This window comes from Nocardiopsis sp. SBT366 (genome assembly GCF_001083815.1).
Taxonomy (GTDB): domain Bacteria; phylum Actinomycetota; class Actinomycetes; order Streptosporangiales; family Streptosporangiaceae; genus Nocardiopsis; species Nocardiopsis prasina.
The window spans coordinates 14,623-34,542 of record NZ_LAVM01000061.1 but is presented as its reverse complement, the minus strand read 5'-3'; the positions used below and the strand labels follow the sequence as shown (position 1 = coordinate 34,542).

Below are 19,920 nucleotides of genomic sequence, written 5' to 3'. Positions count from 1 at the left end.
CCCCCTCCCCCGCACTGCTGAGGGAACACGGGAACCCCTGTTCAACAGGGGCCCGGGTGCTTCGAAAGCGCCCTGCGCACCGCACCCCGAGGAACCCGGGAAAGGGCCCCGGTGTGACGCCGTGCACCCTGGCCCGTGGGCCGCGGGGCGAACCGGCCCTCACGCGCTTCCCTCGGCCAGCCAGACGTTGGACATCGCGTCGCGGTTGATCGTGCGGATGTCGGCGGGCAGCCCCAGCCTGCGCAGGGCGTCGGAGAGCCGGGTGTCGTGCGTGAACACGATGAGCTGCCGGTGCCGCCCCACCTCGGCCAGGACCGCCGCGAGCCCCTCAACGGTCTCGGTGTCCATCGCCTGGACCGGGTCGTCCAGCAGGAGGAAGCCGAAGGGGTTGCCGTCCACCAGCGCGCGAGGCAGGCAGATGGACAGCGCCAGCGCCTGGAACTCGCCCTGGCTGAGCAGCCCGGGCGCGCTGGTCTGGTCGTCCACGCCGTCCACGGAGACGTCCACCTCGACCCTCCTGCGGGCGCCCCGGCCGATCAGCCGCATGCCCTGGAGGTCGATGTGGCGTTCCTGGCGCAGCCGGAACCAGACCTGTTCGGCCTGGGAGGCGACCGGCCCCAGCCGCTCCGCGCGCACACCGCGCGCGTGTTCGGCCAACCAGTTCAGGGCCGTCTCCGCCACCGCCAGGGTCTCGCTCGCCGCCACGGCGTCCTGGGCGTCGTCCAGCCAGCCGGAGAGGCGCTCGGCGAGGTCGGCCCATCCGTTGGTGGGGTCCTCCAGCCGCTCGGAGGCGTCCCGGCGGGCGCTGACCGCCGCCGCGCGGAGTCTGCGGCCCACGGACTCGATGTGCTCGGCCAGCTCCCCGAGGTCCTCGATGTCGGAGCCGGACTCCCAGAGCTCCCACACCTGGCCGAGCTCGCTCTCCGGCGGCAGCCAGGTCGGCACCGGGGAGAGCAGGAACCGGGCCTGGTCGCGCGCGGCGGAGGCGCGGTCGTAGGCGGCCGAGGCCGTGGCGGCCTGGGGCCGGAGAGCCCGGAGCTGGGCGTTGGCGCGACGCACCCAGTCGGCGCCGAGCGCCCCGGTGGTCGCGCAGGTGGGGCAGGTGGTCTCGGTGGGGTGGCGCTTGTGGTGTTCCAGCGCCTGTTCGAGGAGTTGGACCACCCCGTGCGCGTGGTCGCCCTTGCTGCCCGCCGCCATGGCGAGTTCCATGGCGGCCCCGCGCAGTTCGTTGACGACGTCGGCGATGAGCGTGCGCTCGGGAACGGCCAGGCGGCGCAGTCGGCGCAGGACCACGTGCCGGGCGGGGTCGCTGGGACCGTCATCGGAGGCGACCCGGCGCAGGGTCTCCAGGTCCATGGAGGGGGCTGAGAGCACGCCCGCCGCCTGGACGGCGCGGGGGTCGTTGGAGGCGCCCAGCACCTCCAGGAGGGGCCGCAGCTCTCGGGAGGGGCGGTCGCGACGCCGGACCAGGCCGTCGCAGACCTTGGCCAGGCGGCGCTCGGCCTCGGCGAGCCCGGTCAGCCCGAGCAGGGCGGTGAGGGTGTCGTACAGTTCCGCCGCCCGGCCGGTGACCGTGCGGCCGAGTTCGTCGTAGGACAGGAAGGGGCGGTAGCGGACGAGGTTCTCGCCCCAGTCGAGGGTGCGCAGCGGGGAGACCTCGCCGTTGGGGTGCACGACCTCGCCGCGAGCGGAGCGGACGCTCTCCCCGGTCCAGCGGCGGCTGATCCGGGTGGGCCCGGGGTCCCCGGCGATGTGGATGTCCACCGTCGCCTCGGTGCGCTCGTCGTAGTGGAGGTTGCGCCAGCCGTCGCGCCAACCGGTGGGCATGGCGTCCCAGCGCGGGTTGCGTCCGGTCAGGGCGGCCTCGGCGGCCTCCGCGAAGCTCGACTTCCCGGACCCGTTGCGGCCGACGATGACGGTGAGGCCGGGGCTCGGGGAGAAGGTGAGGTCGGCCGGGCGGCCGATGCCGCGGAACCCCTGGACGCGGATGCCGGTCAGGTAGGCCCGTCGCACCCGTCCGGGCGGGGCCTCGGAGGACACCGCGGGGACGATCCCCGGGATGTGCTCGCCCCTGAGGAGCGCCTCAAGCGCCTCCTCACCCCACAGGGCGGCGCCGACCCAGGTACGGACCTCCTCGGACAGTCCCGAGCGCGCCAGGGCGTCGAGGAGTGCCTTGGTGGTGGGGTCCTCGGTCTGGGGTGCGGCCGCGTGGCCGTCCCGTCCTGTGCGTGTGTCCGCCTCGGGTCCCCGAGTCACCTTCGCCACCCCGCTCCGTTCTCGAACCTGCACCAGCAGAGTAGGACAGGACGGGAGGAAGCGCGCTGGTGATACGCGCGCCGGTCAGCACCCGAGACCCGTTCCACCCACGCCGGACCTCGGGTTTCCCGAGGACCGGAGGTGACCCAGGCCACTGTGGCACGGCCGGCGGGCGCGCGTGCGGGTGTTCGCCGAACCCGGTCCCGGCCGAGGACGGCGCCCGCCGGGACCAAGGGATCACACACCGACGAGCCGCCGCCTGCTGCCGTCCCAGGTGAAGTGCAGCGTGGCGATCCCCGGGACGTTCGGGTCCCGCAGGCACTCGTAGATGTTGAGGCTCGGCACGCTCGCGAAGCAGCCCCAGACGCGTTCGGACGTGAGCACGAAGTCGAGGTCGAGTTCGACCAGCAGGCCGAGCAGGCGTCCGTGCGTGGGTTCGTCGACCTTGGCGAAGGCGTCGTCCAGCAGGATCAGGCGCGGCGCCCACGGTGCGCGGGCGGCCAGGGCGTCGAACTGGGCGGCGGCCGCGGCGAACAGCACGAGATAGGCGACCACGCGCTGTTCGCCCTGGCTGAGGGCGGTGCGGTGGCCCAGGCGGCGCTCGTCCCCGGCGGAGTCGGTGACGAAGACGGTGAAGGTGAACCAGGACCGGTAGTCGAGCGCGGCGCGCAACTGGGCGCCACCGGTGGCGGTGGGGTCGAGGCGGCGGATGGCCTCGATGCAGCGGCGCAGGGCGTCGCGCAGGCGGGTCGTCTGGACCCGGGTGCGCTCGTTCGCGGGGGTCGCCAGGAGCGGGACGACCGCCTCGACGTCGGCACCGGCGTCGGGCGCCAGGCTCCAGTCCAGGCGCACGCCGAGCCCCGCGGACGTGGTGACGTCCTTGAGGACGTCGTTCATGGTCGCGATGAGGGCGCGGGCCTCGTCGATCTGGCGGGAGAGGTGCCCGGCGAGCTCGCCCAGCAGGTGGCGTTCGAAGGCCTCCTCCTCGGCGACGGCCACGGTCTCCTCGGCCCTCACCACCGCCTCGGCGACGCGTTCGGCGTAGGAGGTGACGTCGTGTGCGCCGTCCTCGTCGTGGACCGTGAGGCGTTTCACCCCGCGAGGCTCGCTGAGCTCGGTGCGGGTCTGGGCCCAGCCCACCGAGGTGAGGAGGCGGTGCAACTCCTCACGGCTGCCGAGGATGGCGCTGTCGTCGACCTCGGCGACGTCGTCCTGGGCGGCCAGGCCGTCCTCCAGCTGCGCGGTGAAGGAGGCCAGGAGGGCCAGGCGCTCGTCCGGTCCGGTGGTCTCGGCCTCGGCCTCGGGGTCACCGATGACCGCCGCGAGGTAGCGGGCCAGCGGCGCGTCGTCCCCGGCGCAGTCCTCGAGCCCGGCCGCGCGGAGCAGCACGGAGTCGGGGACGGTGTCCTCGGTACCGGTGACGGAGCGGCTGTCGGGGTCGCCGACGGTGGTGACGGAGGAGACCAGGGCCTCCCCCACAGCCAGGGCGCGGCGGACCTGTTCGGCGCGTTCGGTGGTGGCCACCTCGAGGCGCGCCTCGGCGCTCACGCGTTCGTCGCGGGCGCGCTGGGCGTCGCGTTCGAGTTCGGGGAGGCGTTCGGCTGCCTCCTTGGCGCGTTCCTGGACCTGGGCCCGGGCGGCGTCGATCTGCTCCGAGGCCACGCCCCTGGCGCGGTCGCCGAGCTCGAACTGGCGGCGCACGGTGATCATGTCGTCGATCGCGGCGGCGCGGGCGTCCTCGGCGAGGACGCGTGCGGCCCGGGTGCGGGACCACGCGGCGACGTGGCGTTCGTGGTCGGCCAACTCCCAGGCGAGGACGTCGAGGTCGCGCAGGGCCGAGGCGATCAGGACCCGCAGGTGGTCCAGGGCGCGCAGGGCGCTGTCGAGTTCGGCCCGGACGGTGGGCAGGTACTGGTCGCGGGCCGCCTCGGTCAGTCGGGTGCGGATGCCGAGGAGTTCGGCCCGGGCGGACTCCTCGGCCGTACGCGCGGTGTCGTGGGCGCGGCGGGCCGCGGCCACGTCGGCCCGGGCGACGTCGAGGGTGGTCCAGGCGCGGATGAGCGGGGCCGCCTCGGGGAGGTCGCGGGAGACCCCGAGCAGTTCGGTGTAGGAGTGCTCGACCGCCCAGCGGCGCTCCCCGGCCTCGGCGAGGAGGGCCTCGGCGATGGCCATGCGCCGGTCGGTGTTGGCGGACTGGCGGTCGCGGGCGCGCTTGCGTGCGGCCTCGCCGATGAACTCCGGTTCGCCCTTGTAGTGGGCTCCGGAGGCCACGCCGAGCCGCCAGCCGCCGGAGAGCGACATGGAGCTGACCGTGGTCACGGCGCTGTCGCGGCGGTGTTTGGGCTCGGTGTCCTCGGCGCTGCCGGGGGTCTCGGAGTGCAGGGCGATGGAGGAGAGCAGGGCGCGGAGGTTGTCGGTGTTCATACCCCGGTCGGGGAAGGCGACGGGGACAAGCACGTCCAGGAGGGTGCGGCCCTTGGCGGGGCGGGCCGGGGTGACCATGAGGTCGCGCGTGGTGGGGTCGTAGAGGGTGCCGTCCGCGCGGATCCACCCGGAGAGCAGTCCGCTGGCCTCCAGGGCGGCCTCCAGTCCGGCCTGTTCCCGCTGGGTGAGGCCGTCCGCGAAGTCCACGGCCAGGTGGAAGGGGACACCGTCGCCGTTCGGGCGCGGGTAGGTGGCCCAGGCGGGTCGCTCAGGGGCGCTCTCGGTGTTGCGGGCGCGGCGGGCGGCGAGTTCGGCGAGTTCGTCGGAGAGCTGGCCCTCCTCGTTGACGGCGACGTCGCGTCGGGCGCGCAGCTCCTCGAGGAGGGGGTCGACGGCGGTGTGGGCGAGGCGGGCGACCGTGGCCGGGACCTGGGGGTCCAGCACGCGCAGGGAGTCGGTGATGGGCAGTTCGACGCTGCCCTCCAGCTCGTGGATGGCCTCGCCGAGGGCGTGGGCGTGGCTGGAGTCGCGCAGCCGGGCGGCCCAGGCTCGCACGCCGTCGGCGTAGGAGGTGCTCTCCGCGCGCAGCGCGGTGATGGCCTCCTGCTCGCGGGTGTGGGTGTGCTCCAGGACGGCCTCGGCGCTCTCGGCCTCGCTGGTCAGGGCGACCAGGCGGCGGTCGGCGGCGGCCTCGGCGGTGGTGAGTCCGGTCAGCCGGGCGGCGAGGTCGGTGCGGTCGGCGGCGGCGTCGGCGCAGGTGGTCAGGCGGTCGTGCAGGCGGCCGAGGTGGTCACGCAGGTCGGCGAGGTCGACGCCCTCGACGGGGGCGCGCTCCACGGCCTGTTCGAGGCCCTGGAGGTCGACCCGGGTGGTGCTCTCCCGGGGGGCGTGCACCGAGGTGTGGGCGTCGGGGACCTGGCCGAGCGCCTGGGTGTCGAGCCCGGCCGCGGTGGCCGCGCGCGCGGCCTCCAGGTGGGTCTGGCGCAGGACCTCCAGGGCCCGCTCGATGGTGCTGGTGTCCTCGCCGAGGCGCTCCACCGCGTGGGTCTCGGTGGTCGCGGCGTGTTCGGCGGCGGCCCAGGCGGCCTCGGCCGCGCGGATGTAGGCGCCGACCGCCGCGTCGTAGGCGCGGCGCTCGTTGGTGGTGGCGGTGGCGGCGCCGTTCTGGGCGGCGGCGAGGGTGCCGTCGTCGGCGTCTGCGGTGTCGCGGGTGCGGCGGGCCTGGTCGCGTGCCTCGGCGATCTGGCTCTCCGCGGTGATGAGCTCGTCCAGCTCGGCGCGAAGGCGGTCGGTCTCCTCGGTGCGGCGGGTGCAGGCGTCGAGCTGTTCGCGGACCTCCGAGGAGCGGGCGCGCAGGGTGTGCAGGAGGTAGCCGTGGTAGTCGGTGAGGAAGGAGGCCACCCCGGCCCCGGCCTCGGAGAGCCCGTTCTTGTCGCTCCGGGCCTGTTCGAGGTCGGCGATGTTGCGGGCGACCTCGTCCAGGACGGACTCGTCCATGGGCGGAAGGGCCTCGGAGAGCACGCCGACCAGCTCCCCGGCCTCCAGGCGGTCCCCGATGGTGGGGCGGCGCAGGCGGTAGAGCAGGTGGATCAGGTTGCGGTAGCGGACCGAGTCGTCGATCCCGAACAGGTCGCGCATCACGCGGGCGCGGTAGGGGACGGCGCTGGTGAAGCAGTTGTCCGCGCCGATCTCCGAGCGCAGCCGGTCCACGGGCTTGGGGCGGCCGTCGGTGACCAGGTCGAGGTCGTGGCCCACCCGGCGGTCGGTCACGAAGAACACGCAGCGCGGGTCGGCGTCGCCGACGGCCATGACGGCCGCGCCGAGGGTGATGTGCCGGGGCGGCGCTCCGGGGGCGTGAGCGTCACCGGTGTCCGCCTGGGACTCGGGGTCGGCGGCCGGGGCGTCGTCCGGGTCCGCCAGGGGGTCGGCGGGCGGGGCAAGGGCCGCGAGCAGCGCGGAGGCGGTGGTGGGTCCGGCCGGGGAGTGCGCGGCGGGACCGCGCGAGGAGGTGGCGGCGTCCAGGCCCCGGTCGCCTCGCGCGGTGGTGAACTCGACCCACAGGTAGCCCAGGCGGGTGGCGGGCCCGGAGCTGGCGTCGGTGCCGTCGCCGGAGGAGTCGGAGCCGTCAGGGGACGCGGTCCCCCCGGCCCCGGACGCGGGTTCGGCGGGGCCGCCGAGCAGGTCGGGGCCGGTGCCCTCCTCGACCGGTCCGCGCGCCGCGCGGGGGTCGTCGGCCATCAGCCAGCGCAGGCTGGTGCGGTTGGTGCCGGTGGTGTCCAGGCGCCGGACGTCTCCGTCCAGCAGGAACGGCAGCAACATCTCCAGGGCCTTGGACTTGCCCGCGCCGTTGCGGCCGCGCAGCAGGAGCCGCCCCTCGGCGAAGTCCAGGACGTGGTCGTCGTACTGCCACACGTTCCTGATGCCCGCGCGTTCCAGACGGTAACGGGGGGTGTCGGCAGGATCAGCCGGAGCCGTCCCGGGGGCCTGGATCGTCTCCTGTGTCACCACTGGTCGCGCTCACCTTCTCGTTCGCCACCGCTTGCAGCACGGACGTCACCCGGTCGAGGTCGTCTCGGGGGTCGGTCTGGGGATCGGGTTCGTCCTGACCGGAACCACGCGCATGCGCGGGGGGTGTCCGGCTGTCTTCGTCATTGTCCTGGATCATCGGGACGCGCTCGTCCACGTCGGCGCCGAACCGGGCCGCCGCGGCGGTGAGCGCCCACTGTCCGGGGCCTCCCGTGAGCAGGCCGAGGGCGGCGAGGAGCTCCAGCACGAGGGCGGACAGCCGTTCCGGATCGGGGATCTCGGGTCCCGCGGTGCGCGCCCACTCGGCGCGGACGGGGGCGTCCGCGCCGCCGAGGGCGTCCAGCGCGGTACGTAGTTCCAGGTCGGGAACGGCGACGGAGGTGGCGGGGCGGCCGGGGTGCAGGCGGCCGGAGAGGTGACGGACCAGGGCCAGGGCCGTGCGGCCCACCGGGTCGTCGGAGGGGAAGCGCTGGGCGGCGTCGGTCTCGTCCGGCATGACGAGCGCCACACCCTCGGCGCGGATCTCGGTGTCGCAGCCGAGGAGGTTGCCCAGGGCGGCGGCGGCCCGCCACTGGTGGGCTGCGAGGCGGTCGCGCTGGCGGTCGGGCAGGTGTTCGCGGTAGACCACGGCGGTCTCGGCGAGCAGACGGCGCAGGGCGATCTCGCCCGCCTGGTCACCCTCCGGGTCCGGATCCGCCGCGTCGGCGAGGAAGGAGTCCGGGTCGTCCCCCGCCCGGGGCAGGTGGGCGGTGACCGCGCGCAGGGCGCCGGTGTCCGGGGTGAGTTCGACGTCGACTGCGGGGTCCGCCTGGTGGGCGCGCACGGTTCCGGCGGTCTCGGTGAGCGCTCCGAAGCCGACCAGGTGGTGCAGGGCCGCGCAGAAGGCGCGGCGTTCGCCGAGGCCGCGGCCGGGGTCGGCGTCGATCCCGGCCTCTCGGGCGGCGGCGCGGACCCCCGCGGTGAGGGACCGCGCGGTGGTGGGTCCGGTCTGTTCGACCAGGACCGCGAGCGCCAGCGCCAGGTAGGTATGGGTTCGCGGGGTGAAACGGGCTCCCGTGGCGCGTTCGGCGGGGCGGACGACCTCGTCGACGAGCCCCCGCTTGACCAGGCGGGCGTGTTCGTCGGCCACGGTCAGGCGGTAGCCGAGGACCCTCTGGAAACGCTGGACGAGCCACTCGGCGTGGGAGCGCACGAGGGAGAACTCGGCCGGGTGGGTACGCCGGGTGAGCAGGGGCCGGGCCATGAGGGCGCGGGCGGCGGCCTGCCGCTCACCGATGAGGGCGGCGTCCTCGGTGTGCGCGCTGGTCTCCATCACTCCCACCTTCCGGTCCGGGGCGTGTCCGTGACGATGGCGATGGGTCCGGTGGTCTCGACGTCGGGGTCCGAGGGGTCGTCGGCGGCGTGGGGCCCGGGGTCGGTGTCCGGGGGTTCCGGGTCGACGTCGGCCGGGGGTTCGGGATCGGCGTCGGCACGGGGTTCGGGATCGGCGCCGGGCGCGGGCACCTCAGCAGGGGCGTGCGGGCGTTCCCCGAGCGGCGGGATCACGGCGTGCTGTTCGTAGGAGGTGACGCACAGGCTCAGGCCCTCCAGCGTCAGGTCGCCGCCCTCGCCGCGGATGGTGAGTTCCGCCCCGGGCGAGGCGTGGACGTGCAGGCGCAGTCCGAACTCCAGATCCCCGGCGGAGGTGGGGCGGCGGGAGGCGTCGCCGGAGCCGAGCGCGGCCGTGAGGAGCTCCATGAGGACCTCCATGCCGGCACCGGACAGGTCCAGCCGGGCGCGGTCCGCGGTGGGCTCGGTGAGCAGGGAGCGGATCTGTTCCGCACCGGCACGGCGCCAGTGCGCGGAGGACTCGGCCGCGTCGCGCAGGCGGGCCTGCTGGGCGCGGTGGTCGCGCACGGGCTCCGGAGGGCGGGTTCCGGGGTGTTCGGTGACGGTGCTGCGGTCGGCTTCGGCGTGCCACCAACTGGTGGTGGCCGCGACGGTGTCGTCGACCCGCCCCTCCAGGTGACACGCGGGGTGCAGGGCGAAGGCCGCCGTGGCCAGCGCCTCGGCGCGATCCGGTTCGGCGCCCTCGAACCAGGTGGCCAGGCGCAGCAGTGCGGCGCGGCCGTGCCGTGGCACCGGTCGGTCACCGGTGCCCTGTCCTTCGTCCGCGCGGTCGTCCGCCCACTGGTTGAGTCCCACAACTCAGCAGACTAGAGACCTCCGGAGCTCGCCACGCCCGGTTCGGCCACCCCGGACCCCGGTAAACACCACCTCGCGCCCGATCTGACCAGCGAGTTCGAGAGTTTTCTCGACTTTGGGAGGATTCGGGGAAGCGGGGGCGGAGTCGAAGCTCACGTTCGCTCCGCCCGGGTGCCTAGTCCTCAGCGGAGCCGGGAAGGGTGAGCCGCCCGCCGTCGGCCTCGTCCAGCGCGTCCCGCTGCGCCTGTGGCATGTCGTCGTCGTACTCGGTGATCGTGTAGGTGGAGAAGTACCAGATCCCGTCCACCTCCACGGGGTCGCCGAGTTCCAGCTCGACGTCGTAGGGGTCGTCCTGGCAGCCCCGGTCCATGCACCAGGTGCCCAGGATCTCGCCCTCACCGCGTGCGCGGGTGTGGTCCCACTCGTCCCACTCCATGTCGGAGAAGGTCGTGGACCCCGTGGCGACGTAGGTCTGCGGACGCTGGTCGTCGAAGCCCTCCTCGTCGCCGTGCAGGTTGAGGACCTGGACCTCCCCCTCGGCGGCCGGACCGTCCCCGGACTCCGGGGAGCCACCCGTTCCGGGGGCGTCGTCCTGCGCGGTGGGGTCGTCCTGCGCGGTGGGGCGGTCGTCCTCGGGTTCCTCCGACTGGCCGCAGGCCGGGACCGTCAGAACCAGGGCGGTCCCGAACAGCAGGGCGCGGGCCAAGAGTGTGGGCTTCAACCGGCCTCCTAGGTTCGATGGGATCGCGACCATCCTCGTCGCGGGAAGCGGCGAGGCCCCCCGGCACACGCCGGGGGGCCTCGAACCCGCTCAGTTCCGTCACCGGAGCCCTGGGGCTCCGTCGACCACGCTCAGGTGGTCAGTAGCCGTAGCCGTGGTCGCCCTCTTCGGCACGGTCGTGGTCACCCTTGTCAGCACTGTCGTGACTGATGTTGGTGCTCGCCGGGCCGTTGATGCAGTCGCCAGCGGTCTGCGGCGACAGGATCGGCACGTTGGCGCCGACCAGGCCGACAGCCAGCTCGGTGTTGCACAGCTGAATCGGAACCAACTGGAGGTTCTGATTGAACTGCTGGTCGCCACCGTGCGAGGCGGAGGCCGGGGCGGCCGCGAGCATCGCGCCGAGCGCGACACCGGCGATCGCCGTGGCGGCGGTGAACCTGCGCAGCATGTGCGGTTCCCCTAGTCGATGTTGGTGCTGATCGGGCCGTTGACGCAGTCGCCCGTGGTCTGCGGCGACAGGATCGGCACGTTGACGCCAGCCAGGAGACCGACAGCCAGCTCGGTGTTGCACAGCTGGACCGGGATGGCCTGGAGGTTCTGGTTGTACTGCTGGTCGCCACCGTGGGAACCGTGGGAGGCGGACACGGGAGCGGCCGCGAGGATGGCGCCGAGAGCGACACCGGCGATGGCGGTGGCAGCGGTGAACTTACGCATTGTGGGGTTCTCCTAGTCGATGTTGGTGCTGATCGGGCCGTTGACGCAGTCGCCGGTGGTCTGCGGCGACAGGATCGGCACGTTGACGCCGACCAGGCCGACGGCGGCGCTGGTGTTGCACAGCTGAACCGGAACCAGCTGGAGGTTCTGGTTGTACTGCTGGTCGCCACCGTGCGAGCCAGCGGAGGCCGGGGTGGCGGCCAGGACGGCGGAGAAAGCAGCACCAGCGACGAGGCCGGCAATGCCGAGCTTACGCAGCATTGAATTACCCTTCGGAGAAGTTTGAGATATGGTCTCGGTCGAACCGATTGCCGGAACTAGCTGATGTTGGTGCCGATGGGGCCGTTCACGCAGTCGCCCGTGGTCTGCGGCGACAGGATCGGCACGGTGACGGCAACCAGGCCAACGCTGCCCGTCAGGTTGCAGGACTGGATCGGGACGAGCTGCAGGTTCTGGTTGAACTGCTGGTCACCACCGTGCGAGGCGTGAGCGGGAGCGCCCATGAGGAGCGCGCCCATCGCGGCACCAGCGACCAGGCCAGCAGCGGTCAGCTTCTTGATCATGTTTCCCCCGAGAATTCAAGCGAGGCATTGACAGAAAAAGACGCAGGCGCTTTTGCACCTGTGTCGCGGTGGACTGATGCAATCATCATCCGGCCCCCGATTTTTGTCAACGCCGAAACTCCGCCAGTCAATTGTCCAGATTGCCAGGCTGAATTCCTTTTGCCCTTGAAAACAAAAGGGATGATGCGGTGATTTATCGGCGCGACTCGACCCCGCCGAAACGATCAAAGATCACACAGAGTGACCGAAGCGAACTCTGAGCGTGACCATCTCGCAACCGCCCGAATCATCTGACCACCCGTGAACACGCGAACACGCCGCGTGACTGGCACGTAGAGACCACCCCGGTCCGCCTCGGGGTCGGCCCCGGACACGACGAAGCCCCCGGCACCTGTCGGTGCCGGGGGCTTCGGTACTCCCTGTGGCGGGTGAAGGATTCGAACCTTCGAAGGCTAAGCCGACGGATTTACAGTCCGCTCCCATTGGCCGCTCGGGCAACCCGCCTGGGCTGCTGCGACGCTTGGCGTCGCCGCGCAGGAACGACAATAGCGGATGATGGGCCCGAACCTGAAATCGATTCCCGAGCGCGTCCCCGCCGGACTCGTCAGGCGGGGGCGGGCGCGGCGCGGCTAAGCTCTGAACCGGCCCGGTCCGGGCCGGACGAGACGCACACGGGCGCCCCACGGCGCACCGTGACCCATGAGACGTAGCGGGGTGTGAGAGTACGTGGCCGCCGAATCCAGTTTCGACGTGGTGTCCAAGCTCGACCGTCAGGAGGTCGACAACGCGCTGAACCAGGCGGGCAAGGAACTGTCCCAGAGGTTCGACTTCAAGGGCACGGGGACCACCATCGCCTGGCAGGGCGAGGACGGCATCGAGATCAGGAGCGGCTCCGAGGAGCGCGCCCTGGCCGCCCTGGACGTCTTCAAGGAGAAGCTGGTCAAGCGCAAGCTCTCCCTGAAGATCCTGGACTCGGCCGAGGAGGCCAAGCCCTCCGGCAAGGAGTACCGCCTGCCGATCAGCCTCAAGGAGGGCATCTCCTCCGAGGACGCCAAGAAGATCTCCAAGCTCATCCGGGACGAGGGCCCCAAGGGCGTCAAGGCCCAGATCCAGGGCGAGGAGCTGCGGGTGAGCTCCAAGAAGAAGGACGACCTCCAGAACGTCATGAACCTCATCAAGGACAAGGACTTCGACCTGGCGCTCCAGTTCGTGAACTACCGCTAGGCATCCGACGAACGGCCGCCCGCCCCGACAGGGGAGGGCGGCCGTTCGTCGCGTGGACCTCAGCGCATGTCCCACTTGCGCCGCAGCTCGCGGAGACGGCGCACCCGCTCCTCCACCGGCGGGTGCGCGGCGAACAGGCGGCCCACCCCTCCGGGGAAGGGGTTGGTGGTCATCAGGTGCGAGGCGGCCAGCAGGGCGCGCTCCTTAGGCAGCGGGTAGGCGCGGTTCCCGGACTCCAGCTTGGTCAGCGCGTCGGCCAGCCCCAGGGGGTCGCCGGTGATCTCCGCCGCCCGCTCGTCGGCCCGGAACTCCCGGGCCCGGCCCACCCCGAAGTAGACGACCATCGCCGCCAGCGGGGCCAGGAACACCATCATCAGGCCGCCCAGCAGGTTGGGCAGGTCCGTCTCCTCGGAGTCCCCCAGCGGGATGAGGAACGAGACCGCGGTCAGGGCGGTGATGAGCGCGGTGAGGGTGGCCGCCACAGAGCTGATCAGGGTGTCGTGCGCGCGGATGTGCGCCAGTTCGTGGGCGAGCACGCCGCGCAGTTCGCGTTCGTTGAGGGCGCGCAGCAGGCCCGTGGTGCAGCACAGGGCGGCGCGTCGGGGGCTGCTGCCGGTGGCGAAGGCGTTGGGCGAGCGCACCGGGGAGAGGTAGAGGCGGGGCATCGGCTGCCGGGCGGCCGTCGCCAGTTCCCGCACCAACCGGTAGAGCTCGGGGTGCTCGATCTCGCTGACCGGGCGGGCCCGCATCGCGCGGAGAGCGAGGGAGTTGCCGAAGAGGTAGACCAGGATCCCCGCGCAGGCCACCAGCGCCACCGAGACCTGGATCCCCTTCTCCGCTCCGCACAGCCAGCCGACCACGACGGCGAGCACCGAGACGCCGACGAACAGGCCCACCGCGCGGATCGCGTTGACGTGCACGCGCCCTCCTTCCGCTGTTCGCCGCTGCCCGGCTGTGGATGCGTACATGGTGACAAACGTGCGGGTCCGCGTTCTGCGTTCCCCATGTGACCAGCTGTCGGTCACATCCCCCTTCCAGCCCGGATTCGGAGGGGTTGTGACAATGGCCACCCGCCCCGCCCCAGGGTCGGGACGACGACCTATAGTGCGAACGTGGCCCTTGTCACTCCGAACACCACGGGGACGGGACGGCGCTCCACCGGGGCGGGCGTCCCCTTCGAGGTGAGCGGGGGGCCGTGCCGTCCGAGGCGGGAAGCCGAGGTCGGCCCGGCCGCGGTCCGAGACCGCCGAAACACCACCCGGGGTTGGCGCACCCAGGGCGTGTGGGGGCCACGCCGTCCTCCTGCCCCCGATCCAGGCACCCGACCCGTGACGGTGAGGTTCGGCCGGGGGTAGACACCACAGCGCCGCCGCCCGTCACGACCGGCGGCTGACCAAGGAGGTCTTCGATCTCAGTGGCCAAACAGATCGAGCAGCTCGACCGGGTCATCATCCGGTTCGCCGGGGACTCCGGCGACGGGATGCAGTTGACCGGTGACCGTTTCACCCAGGAGACAGCGTCGTTCGGCAACGACCTCTCGACCCTGCCGAACTTCCCCGCCGAGATCCGCGCCCCCGCCGGGACCCTCCCCGGGGTGTCCAGCTTCCAGCTCCACTTCGCCGACCACGACATCATGACGCCGGGCGACGCCCCGGACGTGCTGGTGGCGATGAACCCCGCCGCGTTGAAGGCCAACCTCGGGGACCTGCCCCGGGGCGCGACCGTCATCGTCAACACCGACGAGTTCACCAAGCGCAGCCTGGCCAAGGTCGGCTACGCGGTCGACCCCCTCACGGACGGGAGCCTGGACGGGTTCCATGTGAGCGCCGTGGGCCTCACCTCGATGACAGTGGCCGCCCTGGAGGGGTCCGGGCTGTCCAAAAAGGACGCCCAGCGCGCGAAGAACATGTTCGCGCTGGGGCTGCTGTCGTGGATGTACAACCGCCCGACGGAGGGCACGACCTCGTTCCTGAAGTCGAAGTTCGCCAGCAAGCCGGACATCCTCGCCGCCAACCTCACGGCGTTCCAGGCCGGGTGGAACTTCGGGGAGACGACGGAGGACTTCGCGGTCTCCTACGAGGTCAAGCCAGCGAAGCTCCCCCCGGGCACCTACCGCAACATCACGGGGAACCTGGCCACCGCCTACGGGCTGATCGCCGGGTCGCGCCGGTCCGGTCTGCCCCTGTTCCTGGGGTCGTACCCGATCACCCCCGCCTCCGACATCCTGCACGAGCTCTCCCGGCACAAGCGGTTCGGCGTGCGCACGTTCCAGGCGGAGGACGAGATCGCGGGGGTCGGCGCGGCGATCGGCGCGTCGTTCGGTGGCTCGCTCGGGGTCACGACCACCTCCGGCCCCGGCATGGTGCTGAAGCAGGAGGCCGTGGGGCTGGCCGTGATGACCGAGCTCCCGCTGGTGGTCGTGGACGTGCAGCGGGCCGGCCCCAGCACCGGCATGCCCACCAAGACCGAGCAGACCGACCTGCTCATGGCGCTGTACGGCCGCAACGGGGAGTCCCCCGTGCCGGTGGTGGCGCCCTCCTCCCCCGCCGACTGCTTCGACGCGGCGCTGGAGGCGGTCCGCCTGGCGGTGCGGTACCGGACCCCGGTGGTGATGCTCTCCGACGGCTACCTGGCCAACGGGTCGGAGCCCTGGCGCCTGCCCGAGGTGTCGGAACTGCCGGTGATCGAGCCGGACTTCGCCACGCGGCCCAACGGGCCGGACGGCGAGTTCCTGCCGTACCTGCGCGACGAGGAGACGCTGGCCCGCCCGTGGGCGGTGCCGGGCACGGCGGGTCTGGAACACCGGATCGGCGGGATCGAGAAGCACGCCCGGACCGGCGACATCTCGTACACGCCCGACAACCACGACCTCATGGTCCGCACCCGCCAGGCGAAGGTGGACGCCATCGCCCGGGACATCCCGGAGCTGGAGGTCTCCGACCCCACGGGCGACGCGAACGTGCTCGTGCTGGGCTGGGGCGGCACCTACGGGTCGATCACCGCCGCCGTGCGCCGGATCCGGCGTTCGGGGGGCCGGGTCGCGCAGGCTCACCTGCGCCACCTCAACCCCTTCCCGGCCAACCTCGGCGACGTGCTGCGCAGCTACGACCGGGTCGTGGTCCCGGAGATCAACCTGGGCCAGCTGTCGCTGCTGCTGCGCGGCCGGTTCCTGGTGGACGTCATCGGTTACAACAAGGTCCGCGGGCTGCCCTTCAAGGCGGAGGAGCTCGCGGACGTGCTGCGGGAGGTCATCGACCGTGACTGAGAACACGAACGGGACGCCCCCGGCCGGGCTGCGGCTGGTGCCCAGGACCGACACCGAGTACCGGATGAAGGACTTCAAGTCCGACCAGGAGGTGCGCTGGTGTCCGGGGTGCGGCGACTACGCGGTCCTCGCCGCCTTCCAGTCGTTCCTGCCGCAGCTGGGCGTACCCCGCGAGAACATCGTGATGGTCTCCGGGATCGGCTGCTCCTCGCGCTTCCCGTACTACCTGAGCACCTACGGGGTGCACTCGATCCACGGGCGCGCCCCGGCGATCGCGACGGGGCTGGCGGCCAGCCGCCCGGACCTGTCGGTGTGGGTGGTCACGGGTGACGGCGACGGGCTGTCCATCGGCGGCAACCACCTGATCCACGCGCTGCGCCGCAACGTGAACATCAACATCCTGCTGTTCAACAACCGCATCTACGGCCTGACCAAGGGCCAGTACTCCCCCACCTCCGAGGCCGGGAAGATCACGAAGTCCTCGCCGGTGGGATCGCTGGACCAGCCGTTCAACCCGGTGTCACTGGCACTGGGCGCCGAGGCGAGCTTCGTCGCCCGGACCGTCGACTCCGACCGCAAGCACCTGACCTCGGTGCTGCGCGCGGCGGCGGACCACCCCGGTGCGTCGTTCGTGGAGATCTACCAGAACTGCCCGATCTTCAACGACGACGCCTTCGAGCCGCTGAAGGACCCGGCCGCCCGGGACCTGCGGCTGCTGCGCATGGAGCACGGTGAGCCGCTGCGGCTGGGACCGGACCGCGGCGTGGTCGCGGACGGGTTCGGCGGCCTGAAGGTCGTGGACGTGGACTCGGTCGGAGAGGACCGGCTGATCCGGCACGACGCGCACCGCCCGGACCCGGGGTACGCGTTCGCGCTGTCCAGACTGGACCAGCCCGCCTTCGAGCACGTGCCGGTCGGGGTGTTCCGGGACGTGCGGCGACCGGTCTACGACGAGCTGCTCAACGAGCAGGTGGAGGACGCGCGGGCCGAGCACGGCGACGGCGAGCTCGGCGCACTGCTGGCCAGCGGGGACACCTGGACGGTGGACTGATCCCGTCCGGGCGGGGACGTATTCCCCCCGGGCGGCGTCGGGAAGTTCACCGCCGCCGCCCGGGGTCTCCTCCCGGTGTGCCCGTGGCCCAGGCAATACGCTTCCCCCATGCGTATCGTCATCGCCGGTGGACACGGGAAGATCGCACTGCGGCTGGCCAGGCTTCTGGCCGCCCGCGGTGACCAGCCCGTGGCCCTCATCCGCAACCCCGACCACACCCAGGACATCGTCGACGCCGGGGCCGAGCCGGTCCTCGTCGACCTGGAGGAAGCCAGCGTCACCGAGCTGGCCGAGAAGATCATGGACGCCGACGGCGTGGTGTTCGCCGCCGGCGCCGGACCGGGCAGCGGCGCCGACCGCAAGTCCACGGTGGACCACAAGGCGGCCTCGCTGACCGCGAACGCCGCGGCTCTTGCGGGGGTGCGCCGTCTGGTGCAGGTCTCCGCGATCAACGTGGACGAGCCGGTCCCGGAGGGCACCGACGAGGTCTGGGCCGCGTACGTGGCTGCCAAGAAGGCGGCCGACGACGACCTGCGTGAACACGACCTCGACCTGGACTGGACCATCCTGCGTCCGGGTCGGCTGACCGACGAGGCCGGAACAGGTCAGGTGGACCTGGGCGAGGCCGTGGAGCGCGACTCCGTGACCCGCGACGACGTGGCCGCCGTGATCGTGGCCCTCCTGGACGAACCGGGGACCGCCAAGAGGGTCCTCAACCTGGTGAACGGTCGCACGCCGGTCGTCGAGGCGGTCCGCGCCGTCGCCGGTTAGCCGCGCCGCTCCGGGCCCCGTCGACCGGGGCCCGGAGCCGTCGGTTTCCGCTGCACCTCGGCGGTTCCCGTCGTCGGCGGCGGTTCCGGCTCTCTGTGGCCAGATGCCCTCATAGAAGGCATGATGGAAGCGGAGCCCGGCGGATTCCGTCACGGTGGACGCGGACGACCGGGAACGACCCCCGACGGGTGAAGCAGCTCCGCAGAGCAGATGGGTACGGTTATTCATGAGCGTCACGCAGGTCGTGAGGGACAGCACTGTCGTCGAGCACGCCAAGGTCGCCGCGCAGCAGAAGCGGCGGATGTTCATCATCCAGCTCGAGGTCAACGCCTACGACGAGGCGTCCAGCAAGCTGCGGCCGGGGCTGACCCGCATCCTCGAGGGCATCGAGGAGGCCGGGTGGCGGCTGGAGCTGATCACCCCCAGCGAGACCGGTGAGTCCGCCGCCGCGCGTCTGTTCATCTTCCGTCCCGACACCGACGCCAAGGGCTCCGGTCAGGCCGAGACGGCGCAGCCCCAGCAGCAGACGCCGCAGGACCCGTCCGGTCAGCAGCAGCCCTACCAGCACCACCACACGGGCGCCCAGCAGCCGGACCCGTACGCGGGTTACGGCCAGGGCTACGGTCAGCAGCACCAGCAGTACCCCGGTTACGACCCCCAGCAGTACCCGGGTTACGGGCAGCAGCCCGGATACGGCCAGCAGCCCGGCTATGGGCAGCAGTACCCGGGTTACGGACAGCAGCAGGGCTGGTAGCCGACCCCACTCCCGAACAGCAGGGCCCGCACGGTGTGAACCGTGCGGGCCCTTCTTCGTGTCCGCGTTCGCACCCCCACGGCGGGTCATGTCGGACAGGGGTGGTTCCGATGCATTTGCCAGAAGTCCGATCCAGCCACGCTTTCGGTTGTGTAACGCGCCCGGCCCGCAAGGCGTGACATGTCCGCCATGTCAGGTGCGAAGCCGAAGAAAGTCCTGAGAAACTCTGGGTTCCCGGCGAAAATCACTTCGAGCATGCGTCCGGCTACGCTAAGTTAATTACGGCGGCCGCAGCCAACCCGTTTTTGTACTTCCGAAAGGTATCCACCATGTCCCGTATTGCCAAGGTTTCCGGATTCGTCCTCGCCACCGGCCTCGCCTTCGGAGCCCTGACCGGGACCGCCGCGGCCGACAACAACGCCCAGATCCAGAACATCACGATCCCGATCTGCCTCGACGTCATCAAGGCCTCCGGCTTCAGCGCCAGCGGCTGCAACGTCGTCGACTGGAACTCCACCTCGGGCATCTCCGTCCACGACTAGGCCCCCAGCCGTCGCGCGACACCCCTGCCAGACCTGCCAGATCCACCTGAGAAACACCAACCGAAAGGGATTCAACAATGCAGCGCATCACCGCCGTCTCCGGTCTCATCCTCGCCACCGGCCTCGCCCTGGGCGCCATGACCGGTACCGCCGCCGCGGACAACAACGCCCACATCCAGAACATCACCGTGCCGATCTGCGCCGACGTCATCTCCTTCGCGGGCTTCAGCTCCGAGGGCTGCAACGTCGTCAACAGCAACAGCACCTCGGGCATCTCCGTCTTCGACTGGTAGTCCAGGCTCCGGGCACAGGAACGACGCGGGGCACGGTGATCACTCACCGTGCCCCGCGTTTCGCGTGTTCAGCCCCCGCAGACGCCCTCGGCCACACCCTCGACGGGGTCCGTGACCAGTCGGGCGTGGGACCCGGTGTCGTAGCGCGAGGTCCCGTAGCGGAGCTTGGCCCGCTCGATCCCCTCCGGCCGGAACCCCGCCCGGCGCGCCGCCACGCACGAGCCCGGGTTGTTCACACGGTGACCCGTCTCGACGCGGAACAGGCCCAGCTCCGCGAAGGCGAACCCGGCCGCCAGCCGAGCCCCGGCCGAGGCCACGCCCCGGCCCTGCTCGGCCGGGTGCGTCCAGTACGACAACCAGCCGAGCCCGTGCGTGCGGCTGGTGACCGAGACCTGCGCGTGCCCCAGCACCCGGTCGGTCCCGTCGACCACCGCGAACCCGTGGACCTCCTGTTCCGAGGCCAGGACGGCCCTGCGCGCGATCCACTCCAGGGCCTGCTCTCGCGTGCGCGGCACCTCCCTCTCCTGACGGGACAGTTCGTCCCAGCGGAAGGCCTCCAGCAACCGGTCGGCGTCGCCCCGGTTCCACTCACGTAGGCGGTACAACCGCAACCCCTCTCACCAACGGTTCGG

Annotated in this window: 18 protein-coding genes and 1 tRNA gene; 7 read left to right on the top strand and 12 right to left on the bottom strand. The window is 71.9% G+C overall.

Annotated elements, in window-relative coordinates:
- Nucleotides 1-159: 159 nt before the first annotated feature.
- The 10 genes from ADX84_RS18255 to ADX84_RS18210 form a co-directional block, all read right to left on the bottom strand.
- A complete protein-coding gene (locus ADX84_RS18255) occupies nucleotides 160-2,265 on the bottom strand; it encodes an AAA family ATPase (RefSeq protein ID WP_199776636.1) in 2,106 nt (701 codons plus the stop codon).
- 228 nt (nucleotides 2,266-2,493) lie between these two features.
- Nucleotides 2,494-7,188, bottom strand: coding sequence for an SbcC/MukB-like Walker B domain-containing protein (locus ADX84_RS18250; RefSeq protein ID WP_049576338.1), 4,695 nt, complete (start codon nucleotides 7,186-7,188; stop codon nucleotides 2,494-2,496).
- Nucleotides 7,142-8,518, bottom strand: coding sequence for a TIGR02678 family protein (locus ADX84_RS18245; protein ID WP_049576334.1), 1,377 nt, complete (start codon nucleotides 8,516-8,518; stop codon nucleotides 7,142-7,144). Before ADX84_RS18245 ends, ADX84_RS18250 begins: the two co-directional genes overlap by 47 nt.
- Nucleotides 8,518-9,390 carry a DUF2397 family protein gene (locus ADX84_RS18240; protein WP_049576331.1) on the bottom strand — a complete coding sequence of 291 codons (873 nt, stop codon included), beginning with the start codon at nucleotides 9,388-9,390 and terminating at the stop codon, nucleotides 8,518-8,520. The genes ADX84_RS18245 and ADX84_RS18240 overlap by 1 nt, the downstream gene beginning before the upstream one ends.
- A 175-nt stretch (nucleotides 9,391-9,565) precedes the next feature.
- A complete protein-coding gene (locus ADX84_RS18235) occupies nucleotides 9,566-10,111 on the bottom strand; it encodes a hypothetical protein (protein WP_082206588.1) in 546 nt (181 codons plus the stop codon).
- Nucleotides 10,112-10,250: 139 nt separating this feature from the next.
- Complete coding sequence (locus tag ADX84_RS18230) at nucleotides 10,251-10,559, bottom strand: hypothetical protein (RefSeq protein WP_049576321.1); 309 nt, start codon at nucleotides 10,557-10,559, stop codon at nucleotides 10,251-10,253.
- Nucleotides 10,560-10,570: 11 nt separating this feature from the next.
- Entirely contained in the window at nucleotides 10,571-10,825 is a 255-nt protein-coding gene (locus tag ADX84_RS18225; protein WP_017543036.1) for a hypothetical protein, read from the bottom strand.
- Nucleotides 10,826-10,837: 12 nt separating this feature from the next.
- The gene (locus ADX84_RS18220; RefSeq protein ID WP_017543037.1) at nucleotides 10,838-11,086 is read right to left on the bottom strand and encodes a hypothetical protein; all 249 of its coding nucleotides are present in this window, start codon (nucleotides 11,084-11,086) and stop codon (nucleotides 10,838-10,840) included.
- A 56-nt stretch (nucleotides 11,087-11,142) separates the two neighbouring features.
- On the bottom strand, nucleotides 11,143-11,388 hold the full coding sequence (locus ADX84_RS18215; protein ID WP_017543038.1) for a hypothetical protein: 246 nt from the start codon (nucleotides 11,386-11,388) through the stop codon (nucleotides 11,143-11,145).
- Between the two features lie 422 nt (nucleotides 11,389-11,810).
- Nucleotides 11,811-11,892 (bottom strand) — tRNA-Tyr (locus tag ADX84_RS18210).
- A gap of 222 nt (nucleotides 11,893-12,114) precedes the next feature.
- Here ADX84_RS18210 and ADX84_RS18205 point away from each other — a divergent pair.
- Nucleotides 12,115-12,612 (top strand): YajQ family cyclic di-GMP-binding protein, encoded by a 498-nt coding sequence (locus tag ADX84_RS18205; RefSeq protein ID WP_049576317.1) that lies wholly within the window; start codon nucleotides 12,115-12,117, stop codon nucleotides 12,610-12,612.
- A gap of 59 nt (nucleotides 12,613-12,671) precedes the next feature.
- Here ADX84_RS18205 and ADX84_RS18200 read toward each other — a convergent pair whose 3' ends face one another.
- Nucleotides 12,672-13,532 carry a M48 family metalloprotease gene (locus tag ADX84_RS18200; protein WP_049576313.1) on the bottom strand — a complete coding sequence of 287 codons (861 nt, stop codon included), beginning with the start codon at nucleotides 13,530-13,532 and terminating at the stop codon, nucleotides 12,672-12,674.
- 494 nt (nucleotides 13,533-14,026) lie between these two features.
- Here ADX84_RS18200 and ADX84_RS18195 point away from each other — a divergent pair, with 494 nt between their 5' ends.
- The 6 genes from ADX84_RS18195 (at nucleotide 14,027) to ADX84_RS18170 (ending at nucleotide 19,288) form a co-directional block, all read left to right on the top strand.
- Complete coding sequence (locus tag ADX84_RS18195) at nucleotides 14,027-15,877, top strand: 2-oxoacid:acceptor oxidoreductase subunit alpha (protein ID WP_049576309.1); 1,851 nt, start codon at nucleotides 14,027-14,029, stop codon at nucleotides 15,875-15,877.
- On the top strand, nucleotides 15,870-16,928 hold the full coding sequence (locus tag ADX84_RS18190; RefSeq protein ID WP_049576305.1) for a 2-oxoacid:ferredoxin oxidoreductase subunit beta: 1,059 nt from the start codon (nucleotides 15,870-15,872) through the stop codon (nucleotides 16,926-16,928). Before ADX84_RS18195 ends, ADX84_RS18190 begins: the two co-directional genes overlap by 8 nt.
- Before the next feature lie 108 nt (nucleotides 16,929-17,036).
- Nucleotides 17,037-17,699, top strand: coding sequence for an NAD(P)-binding oxidoreductase (locus ADX84_RS18185; protein WP_049576300.1), 663 nt, complete (start codon nucleotides 17,037-17,039; stop codon nucleotides 17,697-17,699).
- A 226-nt stretch (nucleotides 17,700-17,925) separates the two neighbouring features.
- On the top strand, nucleotides 17,926-18,453 hold the full coding sequence (locus ADX84_RS26720; protein ID WP_049576297.1) for a hypothetical protein: 528 nt from the start codon (nucleotides 17,926-17,928) through the stop codon (nucleotides 18,451-18,453).
- 329 nt (nucleotides 18,454-18,782) lie between these two features.
- Nucleotides 18,783-18,995: a hypothetical protein gene (locus tag ADX84_RS18175; RefSeq protein ID WP_017543045.1), complete on the top strand. Its 213-nt coding sequence runs from the start codon at nucleotides 18,783-18,785 to the stop codon at nucleotides 18,993-18,995.
- A 77-nt stretch (nucleotides 18,996-19,072) separates the two neighbouring features.
- Entirely contained in the window at nucleotides 19,073-19,288 is a 216-nt protein-coding gene (locus ADX84_RS18170; RefSeq protein ID WP_049576293.1) for a hypothetical protein, read from the top strand.
- Between the two features lie 68 nt (nucleotides 19,289-19,356).
- Here ADX84_RS18170 and ADX84_RS18165 read toward each other — a convergent pair whose 3' ends face one another.
- The gene (locus ADX84_RS18165) at nucleotides 19,357-19,893 is read right to left on the bottom strand and encodes a GNAT family N-acetyltransferase (RefSeq protein WP_049576290.1); all 537 of its coding nucleotides are present in this window, start codon (nucleotides 19,891-19,893) and stop codon (nucleotides 19,357-19,359) included.
- Nucleotides 19,894-19,920: the final 27 nt, after the last annotated feature.

Excerpts from the sequence above, each read along its gene's own strand:
- ADX84_RS18245 (WP_049576334.1), bottom strand. The coding sequence starts at position 8,518 with ATGGAGACCAGCGCGCACACCGAGGACGCCGCCCTCATCGGTGAGCGG.
- ADX84_RS18215 (WP_017543038.1), bottom strand. The coding sequence starts at position 11,388 with ATGATCAAGAAGCTGACCGCTGCTGGCCTGGTCGCTGGTGCCGCGATG.
- ADX84_RS18225 (WP_017543036.1), bottom strand. The coding sequence starts at position 10,825 with ATGCGTAAGTTCACCGCTGCCACCGCCATCGCCGGTGTCGCTCTCGGC.
- ADX84_RS26720 (WP_049576297.1), top strand. The coding sequence starts at position 17,926 with ATGAGCGTCACGCAGGTCGTGAGGGACAGCACTGTCGTCGAGCACGCC.
- ADX84_RS18170 (WP_049576293.1), top strand. The coding sequence starts at position 19,073 with ATGCAGCGCATCACCGCCGTCTCCGGTCTCATCCTCGCCACCGGCCTC.
- ADX84_RS18220 (WP_017543037.1), bottom strand. The coding sequence starts at position 11,086 with ATGCTGCGTAAGCTCGGCATTGCCGGCCTCGTCGCTGGTGCTGCTTTC.
- ADX84_RS18230 (WP_049576321.1), bottom strand. The coding sequence starts at position 10,559 with ATGCTGCGCAGGTTCACCGCCGCCACGGCGATCGCCGGTGTCGCGCTC.
- ADX84_RS18175 (WP_017543045.1), top strand. The coding sequence starts at position 18,783 with ATGTCCCGTATTGCCAAGGTTTCCGGATTCGTCCTCGCCACCGGCCTC.
- ADX84_RS18185 (WP_049576300.1), top strand. The coding sequence starts at position 17,037 with ATGCGTATCGTCATCGCCGGTGGACACGGGAAGATCGCACTGCGGCTG.